Genomic DNA, 9,300 nt, shown 5'->3' on the forward strand with positions numbered 1-9,300 from the left:
TCCTCGTAGCAACAAATAACTATCGTGCTTACAGTGCGAAATTTGCTGGTACAGGTGAAGCGTTTGTAGCATTTGCATCACCTGATGAAAACCGTACGGTACTTGCAGACTACATTAGCCGCGTCAGTAAAGAGAAAGGCCAAGTAACACCAAGCGCTGATAACAACTGGTATTTCAATCAATTACAAAGTGATAAGCAACTAACCATCACTTTTGAAACGGCTCCGGGAGAAAAAGCCGCGCAATTTATCAAAGACAAAGGCCAATATCCAATGACGTTCATGAAACATGATAAGCTTGGTTTTGCTATCTACAGTTTAGACTTACAAAACAAAAAGTAAGACTTTAGCGTAAAATGTTTAACATAAAGTTTTTCAAGTAAATAACGTCGTTAATACCGCAGCTAGTCTGCGGTATTTTTATCTCAATTTCGCGTTCATAATTTGCTAAACTGCCATTCATAATTTGCTAAACGGCAATAATAGCTATTTATTTCGACAGGATGTCTTATGAGTAATAACAGCAATGACCACACAAGTCACCGCCACATAAATACCAATCAAACCAATACCACTGCCACCAATACCGCTGCAGCTTGTTATTATGAACAGCAAGGCTGCGGCAGTCCGATGGTGTTTATTCACGGTTCCTACGCGACCACAGCAACGTGGAAGAAGATAGTCCAGCAACTAGCAACAACACATCATTGTATTTCGATCAAGCTGCCTGGTCATTGTGGCATGCCAGATCCAGACGATTTCAATGCCCCAAACGTCAATACAGAACTGACGATCATTGAATCTGTGATAGCTGAGTTGACCGACCAACCTATCCATCTTATCGGTCATTCTTTTGGCGGGGTGATAGCGCTTGCTTTAGCCATTAAAGGATCCGTCGCAATACAGAAATTAACTCTATTTGAACCGGTATCAACTTGGGTATTTGAATCGGTTGGAGATCAAGCAATGACAGCGCAGGTTAATGCGTTTATTGCTGGTTATCGCCAAGGGATCGACAATAACGAACCTTATGTATGTGGCAAAGTGATTAATTTTTGGGGCGGCAACGGGGCATTTGAAGCCCTCCCCGATTTCATTAAACAATCAATGGTGCCCTTAACAGCAAATAATGATCGCCATTGGACTCTGTGCACAAATAGCTATTGTGATCGCACGGCGTTAAACGCGTTAACCATACCCACAAAATTAGTCTGTGGTTCGGCATCGAACCCTGTTGCACAAGCGATTGTTGACCATCTGGGTCGTGAATTACCCAACAACCAGCAATATAAAATAGCTGGGGCAAGCCACTTTTTGGTCACGAGCCATGCCAGTGAATGCCTTGATATTATTAATGATTAAGCCTAGCTATGGATCACAATTCGCTCAAACCGAATGACTCATAGCGGCTAGTTCAAAAGTAGTAACTCTAATTAGGGTCTAGATCGCATAATGACACTAAAACATCAGTCATTTTTACCATTAACACTATAATTATCAGCACGCACAATTTGTTTATTTTCACCAAAATTAATCTTTAATGATGTTTAAAGACATCGCCTTGGAGTACATGGATGCCTACTCTTCCGACCAAACAAGTGCAGGACATTATATTTAATGCATTTTCATTAACCAATGATGGCGTTGCCATCTTTGATGATAATGACCGCGTCATATACTGCAATGAAAGTATGGCGAAACTATATGGTGATACGGCAGAGCTGGCGTTAAATAAAACCTTTAGTGAGCTAATCAAGCAATGCTTCCATCGCGCTGCAGGGATAAATATCGAATCCGATAATGTCGATAAATGGCTAATCGCCGCCAATAAAAAAAGACGTAGCGTGCCGTTTCGCAGTTTCGAAACAGATACTCAAGATGGCCGATGGCATTTGATTACAGAACAAGTAGTGAGTGGCGGCATATTATATGTTAGCAGTACCGACATAACTGAAAAAAAACACACAGAAATGCAATTAGCCATATTATCCAAAGAGCTGCATAAGCGGGCGTCAACGGACGAATTGACCAGTATTAGCAATCGCCATAATTTCTATGAAATGGCTGAAATAGAGTTTCACAATGCGCAAATAGGGCACCAACCGCTAACATTAATACTCATCGATATCGATAATTTTAAATTAATTAACGATAACCTTGGTCATGCCGCAGGTGATGCCGCGCTCAAGGCCTTTGCCCATAATACCAAGGGCAAACTGCGCACAAGGGATCTATTTGGGCGCATCGGCGGTGACGAATTTTCAATCATACTCCCCAATACCGATACCAAAGAAAGCTTAATCATTGCAGAACGGCTGCGAAACACCATAGCAACAATGACAATCCGCCATAAAGAGCAATGCTTTCAATTAACAGCTTCCATCGGTATCGTCCAAGCGTCACTGACAATGTTATCGATACATGACGTGATTAACGCTGCAGACAAAGCACTCTACCAAGCTAAATCAGAAGGACGTAACAAAGTTTGTGATGGCTCGGTATATTGTAATGGTTTGGTCAATCAATATGAATTAACCACAACCAACACATCAGCTAAAATACCGCAATTTACGCACAGCTAGCATGTCGATATTATTAAGTCGCTAATGTAACTCGCAACAACATCAGCTATATTTATTAATCTTCTCTCTAAATATCTCTTTCTTAAAGGGCTTAGGTAAATAATCATCCATGCCAGAATCGAAACAGCGTTGAATGTCGTCTTCTAAAATACTCGCGGTTAATGCGACAATTGGAATACGAGATAGAGAGTAAGCCTCTTCATATTCACGAATACCGGTAGTGGCATCAAAGCCATCCATCACTGGCATCATACAATCCATCAGTACTAAATTAATGTTTTGGTGATTTTCCGCATACATCTCGATCGCCTCTTGGCCATTCTTAGCCACCAGCACATCAAGGCCTAACTGGTTAATATTAATCGACGCCACTTTCTGATTAATTAAATTATCTTCCACTAACAAGATTGCACGACTCGCCGTTACAGGTATTTCACAGGTTGCAGCGTCAACGCTCAGGCCAAGATCATTGATCATATTCAACAACCTCAGTCCTAACAAGGGTAAGGTAATATAACCATCAACTAAGTGCGCATAATTAAATTGCTCATCATGATTACTACGAGACACCAGAATCGGCGTGTTACCGACTTTTTGGCGTAGTGTTTGTAACTCTATTTTAGCGAGTTCAACCTCTTGCTGATGATAAATAATAATCGCCTTTGGGGTAACACGGGCTGCAACGCTGTTAATATTGGCACACACTGTCGAAGTGATGCCCAGCTTACCTAATTCAAGGGGTAAAAATGAGCTCTTGTTAGTATTAATGATAATTGCATGATGTGCTGATAGCGCTTGTTTCGGCTGAGTTTTTTCGACGCCAACAGTGATGGTAAAGCGAAAGTCACTGCCAGCCCCTTTACTTGAGATTATCGTAATATTACCACCCATTAGAGCGACAATTCGAGCACTAATAGAAAGTCCTAAACCGGTGCCACCAAAATGGCGAGTGGTGTTATTATCTTCTTGCTGAAACGCTTCAAATACCTTGCCATGCTTACTTTGTTCAATGCCAATACCGGTATCTTTGACCGAAAATGATAAGGCAATACTGTCAGCATCGACTGGCTTAGTGGTTAATGACAGCACTATCTTACCTGTAGCCGTAAACTTAACCGCATTAGAAGCAAGGTTCATCAGTACTTGCCTCAGCTTATGTTCATCTAATTTAACTAACGCTGGTAAGTTCGGATCGATTTGAATATCTAACTCAATACCTTTCTCTTGTGCTTTTGCGGCAATTAATGACGCCGTATCAAACAGGAGCTCTTTAACATTGGAAGTATGTGGTGAAATAACCAAATTACCCGATTCAATTTTAGATAAGTCGAGCACATCATTAATCAACATCAACAAGGTTTGCGAAGAGGAGTCAATCGTCATCAAGTAATCTTTTTGAATTGGCGACAGCTGTGAGTCTTTTAAGATCTCCGCCATACCAATAATGCCATTAAGCGGTGTGCGTATCTCATGGGACATGTTGGCCAAAAATGTACTCTTGGCTTTGTTGGCTTTATTGGCGTTATCTTTTTCTTGGGTGATAGTCGCAATATTTTGTTTTAATTTAGTCTGTAGTGCCGCTAAATGGGTAAAAGAATCACTCATTTCATCGTCAGTATTATTCTTAATACTCTTATCGTGATCGCCTGCCGCAATGTAGCCAATGTGACGGTTTAAGTCATTCAGACGCGCAATAATACGGCGTTTAATTAACCTATAAATACAAGCAACGGATACCAGCAAGATGGTAAATACAATTAACAGCCAAGTAAACTCTTTGAATAAATGCAGCTGAAACTCATTAACAGCCTGTGCTGATTTAGCATTAATCTGGTCAAACTCTTGATTCAACCGCGTTCTTAACACTTGAAACTCTTGCGTAATAGCCCAGTGGATAATGGTTTTTTCGGCATCATCAGTGCTGTCGATATAATCTTGAGTTAACTGACGCCACTGTGCCATCAGTGCAAGTATATTGTAGTTATCAGCTGTCGCACCCAATTCTGTGTATTTACCATAACGGGTTTTAATTTGGTCTAAATTAGTGTTGATCGTCGTGAACGCATTGACGTCACCATCAATAATGTATTGCTGAAAAGCAGAATAAGCCTGATATGCATCACGGTCTGCGTTAAGAATAAGCGTACTGGCATGGTGGTAAATATTTGATTGCTGATCCACGGCTGTTTTACCATATTCAATAAGGCGGGAACCTTCGTAAATAGAAAACAGCAAACAGAATATAAAAATACCCATCAACAAATTTAACTTGGCAGCTATCGAGGTAAACATAAAAGTCCTTTTTACTGTCATTTAACCGCCCTGTTAAAATCATATAAGTGCATAGTAAATCATCGAGATGGAACCCGAGCCTGAGATTAGGTGACGGTTCTACATTTTAGCACTATCATTAACGGCTATTGTGCTACATCGCTCAATTTGAGCATTTGCAACGCCTACCGTTATTTCCTTTTCGAAATAGTTAATAGATAATTATCATCAACCTACCATTTAAGGCCAATCACTATGTCAAATATCCTTTTACTTGCGAATCTAAACTGCGACCGAGTATTACAACTGGATAGGCCGTTATCAACGGGTGGCCGCCATTACTATGCAGATAATGGACGACGCTTAGGTGGCGGTGGTGCCAATACCGGATTAGGCTTGATTTATGCGGGTCACAAAGTGGCATTGGTGAGTCAAGTCGGTAATGATAAGACCGCCGACTGGTTATTAGCAGAAGCCAGTGTTCAAGGTTTAGACTGCAGTTTGTTGCAACGCAATGATCTCAATACGCCCGAATTATTGCTCGTGATGACACCCGATGGCGAACGCACCATCATTCGTCCACAACGTCCTATTTTTACTTTAGCTCCGGCACCCGATTTTAGCCAATGGCAGGCGTTATACATTAATTCTTCAGCTGTCGGCTGCGAAGATTGGGCGCAAGCAGCGCTTGACCATACCTTAGTCATCGCTCAATTAGCAAAAGACGCTCGCCCTCGCCCGTGTCATTACTTGATTTCATCTAAAACCGACATTAACAACCACGGTATAGATGTGCATAACAGTGCCCAATTATGGCAATACGGTCAACAGGTTGCAGGTCAAAACTTACGTCAGTTCATTATTACTGACGGTGAACAAGGCGCGACCGCTTACAGTAAAAGCACTGCGGTGAGTGTCCCAGCGGTAACTGCGAAAGTCGTTGATACCACAGGTGCGGGTGATGCATTTGCTGCTGGTTTAATGCATGGGTTATTAGCAAACCAAGCGATAGACCAAGCCATGATTAGCGGCTCTCAATGGGCAGCTATCGCTGTGGCAACAGCCAGTTCCATTCCTGGTATCGAGTTGCAGCAGTATCTCGCTAATTAGCGCTCGCCAACAAGATATAAATACGTGTATTTAGCTCGGTACTTAGGTGACATATGCACCCCGTAATAACAGGGGATCTTGTGGTCACAGACTTGGTTAATCACCTCAAATCCAGCATTGATTTTACGTATTGATATTGGCTCTTTGGTCACAATAATCATCGCGGCAGAATCCGTGATGCTGGTATCGGGTATGATACTGTTGACGGTATTCTCGCCCATACAGCTGTCATTAGCTGCAATAACAATGGCTAAATCTTCACCATCAGCCTCCAAAAATCGTAATGATTTCGAATTGGCGATTAATGATGAGATGTCACTGATATTAAATTTAAGCACGTTATTTTGATTCAGTATTGTGGCCATATGATTAATAAAACGCAATGCTGCCAGACGATGATAGTGATTAAGTTCGTCCAAATTAAGCCAAATAGTGGCGATATAATTATCATCAATGATCTGCTTTCTCGAACGATAACCAATAGAGTCAATGTGCGCTTGTTGGTACACCACTACCACCAAGTCCGATTGCACTAAATTCGGCTGTGCTAGATTAAGTGGCGATAGGTCACTTTCTTGCTCCACGTTATGCTTAGCACTCTCTTCTACATTATTTTCAGCACTAATAGTGTGAAAACGAATGTCGTCATTATTCTCAAGATCAACTAGAAGCGGTTCTTGGTCGATAAACGACAACACTGTTATGCGAACCGCATCGCCTTTATATCGCATAGCTGGATTCATACAAATTCCCTTTGATACCCTCAACCCATGTCAATATTATGGAATAAACTAAGGAAAGTCGTTCAGAATTTACGATTATTTACTAAATTAATTGAAATAACTCTCTTTATGGATAATTAAATCAAAACAACCATAACAAAAACAACGTTTACCTTATGATTTACATGGTTGTTAAGCAGTGTCTTATCGCGACTTGAACTATGGTTTTACTGGCTATTAGCGTTGACGAATACGGCATAAAAATACGTTATAAAAAAACCTGCTCGGAGGCAGGTTTTTCGATTAATAACGTCAGTGTTAGCTTTCGTTATTAACTTTCGTCAGTTACATAGACACGCGCTTTTTGTTCACGTTTTTTAGCCAGGCTATTAAGGTGTAAACCTGACAAGGTCAGTGCAATACCAGTAATAGAACCAATTAAGGCTAATGAACCGAACCACACCAAACCAACCAGCGTTAAAGTTTCTGTTTTAACTTCTTTGTAGTGGTCAACATTATCAATATAAGACGCCATACGATAAACCTGATTAGATAAGGCCACCGTGTTCGCCTCTATTTCTATCACGCGAATATCATAACGTAACGTCATATTATTTTGCTTGATCTCTTTAATGTAGTCTTTTTCACTTAAGAACTGAACATCTGTTTGGTCACGCTTAATCTCTAAGTTACGTAACGCGGTGGTTTTATTATTAGCCAGTTGTCTTTGCTTAACCGCTAAATTGCTATTACTCGCACTCACCGCATTGTTATAGCGACGACGAAGTTGTTGCACTTCTTCGTTTTTCTGCTGGATCATGTCATCTTTCAATCCGAGTAAATCAGCATAATAATCATCGAGGAATTGAACAGACTCTAAATCAGGGCTGTTATCTTTAACAATAATGGTGTTGTTATTAATGTTGTTAAGCTGAGTTTCAACATAACGGATCTTTTCATCGTAGTCTTTTTTCACACCTGGAGAGGTAAAGAAGTTCGAATCATCTAACGCAACAACCTTGTCGACGTTAAGCTTATCAAGCTGGGCTAATAAACGATTACGCTCGGTTTGCACTAAATCAGCGCTACCTTGAGTACGTTCCATCGATGATTTGAAGCGTTGTTCTTTCTTCAATGATAGCTCTTGCAGCAGCTCTGACTTTTCAATTTTAAGCTGAATTAACTGCTCTTTCTTTGCTGTTATAGCGCGACTTAACACTGGGATATCTTTTGATAAACGCTTATTACGTCTTACTTCATTGGCATATTGCGATTTATAGTTAGCATTAACAGTCATCGTATCACTGTCTATTTGCTGGGTTTTAATATTATAGTCTTGCAATGCGATAGCAATATTATCTTCATTGATTTTGATCTGATTTTCAATTTTGCTGATCTCAATTTCACTGAGATTAATTTGACGATTAATTGATGAAAATGCACGTTCAAAACCATTGAGTAAGGTTTCAAATGTAATAAGACATAAGAAACTAATGATCAACAGATACATAAGGAATGATTTACGCGAATGCCAAAGTCCGATCACAAACGGGATCTTGGTTAATTCCACCAGCGAGATCATCACAAAAGGCGCAGCCAATGTGAATGCACTGGTTAGATCATTATTACTTGTCATTAATGAGATTGAAATACAAAGACCGATAAATACCACGATAATCTCAACTAACCAGGCGATTTTACGTAAAAACCGACTATGCTTTTTAAGCTCTTCAACATCCTTATCATTAACTTTACTGATATTTGAACCAGTACCTATAATATCGCTCATTTGCTTAAAACACCTCAATAATAAAATGATACTTTCACCGCGTTACTTTTACGTAACAAAACAGCAAAGAATACAACCACTGAACTTTCATTCATTTAAAAATACACTAACATTACACATGCATTATAACTATCCATAACCAATCATAATCAGCTATAAACAGTCATAAACACCCACAAGTGGGTAACTCATGTATAACTACAAATTCTAGGGGGCGCATATTAACGCTTACACGAAACCAACACTATGCCGTTTTCGACAAAATCGAAAATATAACATATTGCTAAAATTCACTTCAAGCCGTCAATAACCTGCCAATAAACTATAACAACCAATAAACGAAGCAATATGTATGCCACTACTATCAAAAGGATGTGATTATGCAAACAACGCTAACAGCGACTACGAGTACCTGGCAACAACGAATGAAATCTTTAGGCCCAGGGATCATGATGGCGACGGCCGCTGTAGCTGGCTCTCACTTGGTTGCATCAACCAAGGCTGGCGCGACCTATGGCTGACAATTGATTGCATTGATTAATTACCTGTTAGTGACTAGTACTGAACTGCCAGCAGCATTAAAACTCACCACCAGCATGAAATTGTTATCGTCGGCAGGATGATGTTGATATCATCTTGCTAAACATTTCACTTTGCTAAAGCCTAAACTAAGGGTAACCTGCATCATTATTATTGCGTTTACGATTAATCGGAACTATTTCATCGGAACTATGACCATGTTTAACAAAGTCTTTATTATTACCTGCAGTTTACTTTTCTCTTTTAACATTACCGCCACCGAACTCACTAGGATGACCCTTGAAGAC

General features: G+C 40.1%; 6 protein-coding genes and 2 pseudogenes. 5 read left to right on the plus strand and 3 right to left on the minus strand.

Annotated features, from left to right (window positions below; translation table 11 throughout):
* From QNK26_RS17465 to QNK26_RS17475, 3 genes and pseudogenes are all read left to right on the plus strand, one after another.
* Positions 1 to 341: pseudogene (locus QNK26_RS17465) on the plus strand (2',3'-cyclic-nucleotide 2'-phosphodiesterase); the annotation flags it as partial.
* 168 nt (positions 342 to 509) lie between these two features.
* Complete coding sequence (locus tag QNK26_RS17470) at positions 510 to 1,361, plus strand: alpha/beta hydrolase (protein ID WP_319225295.1); 852 nt, start codon at positions 510 to 512, stop codon at positions 1,359 to 1,361.
* 212 nt (positions 1,362 to 1,573) lie between these two features.
* A complete protein-coding gene (locus QNK26_RS17475; protein WP_319225296.1) occupies positions 1,574 to 2,581 on the plus strand; it encodes a sensor domain-containing diguanylate cyclase in 1,008 nt (335 codons plus the stop codon).
* 42 nt (positions 2,582 to 2,623) lie between these two features.
* Here QNK26_RS17475 and QNK26_RS17480 read toward each other — a convergent pair whose 3' ends face one another.
* Positions 2,624 to 4,894, minus strand: coding sequence for an ATP-binding protein (locus tag QNK26_RS17480; protein WP_319225297.1), 2,271 nt, complete (start codon positions 4,892 to 4,894; stop codon positions 2,624 to 2,626).
* 213 nt (positions 4,895 to 5,107) lie between these two features.
* Here QNK26_RS17480 and QNK26_RS17485 point away from each other — a divergent pair, with 213 nt between their 5' ends.
* Entirely contained in the window at positions 5,108 to 5,962 is an 855-nt protein-coding gene (locus QNK26_RS17485) for a PfkB family carbohydrate kinase (protein ID WP_319225298.1), read from the plus strand.
* Here the strand turns inward: QNK26_RS17485 and QNK26_RS17490 are convergent.
* Together QNK26_RS17490 and QNK26_RS17495 are read right to left on the minus strand one after the other, a co-directional pair.
* Positions 5,959 to 6,705: a hypothetical protein gene (locus QNK26_RS17490; RefSeq protein WP_319225299.1), complete on the minus strand. Its 747-nt coding sequence runs from the start codon at positions 6,703 to 6,705 to the stop codon at positions 5,959 to 5,961. The two genes, QNK26_RS17485 and QNK26_RS17490, sit on opposite strands and share 4 nt — an antisense overlap.
* A gap of 310 nt (positions 6,706 to 7,015) precedes the next feature.
* Positions 7,016 to 8,473: a hypothetical protein gene (locus tag QNK26_RS17495; protein WP_319225300.1), complete on the minus strand. Its 1,458-nt coding sequence runs from the start codon at positions 8,471 to 8,473 to the stop codon at positions 7,016 to 7,018.
* A gap of 380 nt (positions 8,474 to 8,853) precedes the next feature.
* On the opposite strand from QNK26_RS17495, the pseudogene QNK26_RS17500 reads away from it, so the two are divergent.
* Positions 8,854 to 8,991 (plus strand): annotated as a pseudogene (locus QNK26_RS17500) (divalent metal cation transporter); the annotation flags it as partial.
* Positions 8,992 to 9,300: the final 309 nt, after the last annotated feature.

Origin of the sequence: Moritella sp. (assembly GCF_033791185.1) — a bacterium.
Lineage (GTDB): Bacteria > Pseudomonadota > Gammaproteobacteria > Enterobacterales > Moritellaceae > Moritella.

Coding starts and splice junctions, on each gene's coding strand:
- QNK26_RS17495 (WP_319225300.1), bottom strand. CDS start 8,473: ATGAGCGATATTATAGGTACTGGTTCAAATATCAGTAAAGTTAATGAT.
- QNK26_RS17475 (WP_319225296.1), top strand. CDS start 1,574: ATGCCTACTCTTCCGACCAAACAAGTGCAGGACATTATATTTAATGCA.
- QNK26_RS17480 (WP_319225297.1), bottom strand. CDS start 4,894: ATGACAGTAAAAAGGACTTTTATGTTTACCTCGATAGCTGCCAAGTTA.
- QNK26_RS17470 (WP_319225295.1), top strand. CDS start 510: ATGAGTAATAACAGCAATGACCACACAAGTCACCGCCACATAAATACC.
- QNK26_RS17490 (WP_319225299.1), bottom strand. CDS start 6,705: ATGAATCCAGCTATGCGATATAAAGGCGATGCGGTTCGCATAACAGTG.
- QNK26_RS17485 (WP_319225298.1), top strand. CDS start 5,108: ATGTCAAATATCCTTTTACTTGCGAATCTAAACTGCGACCGAGTATTA.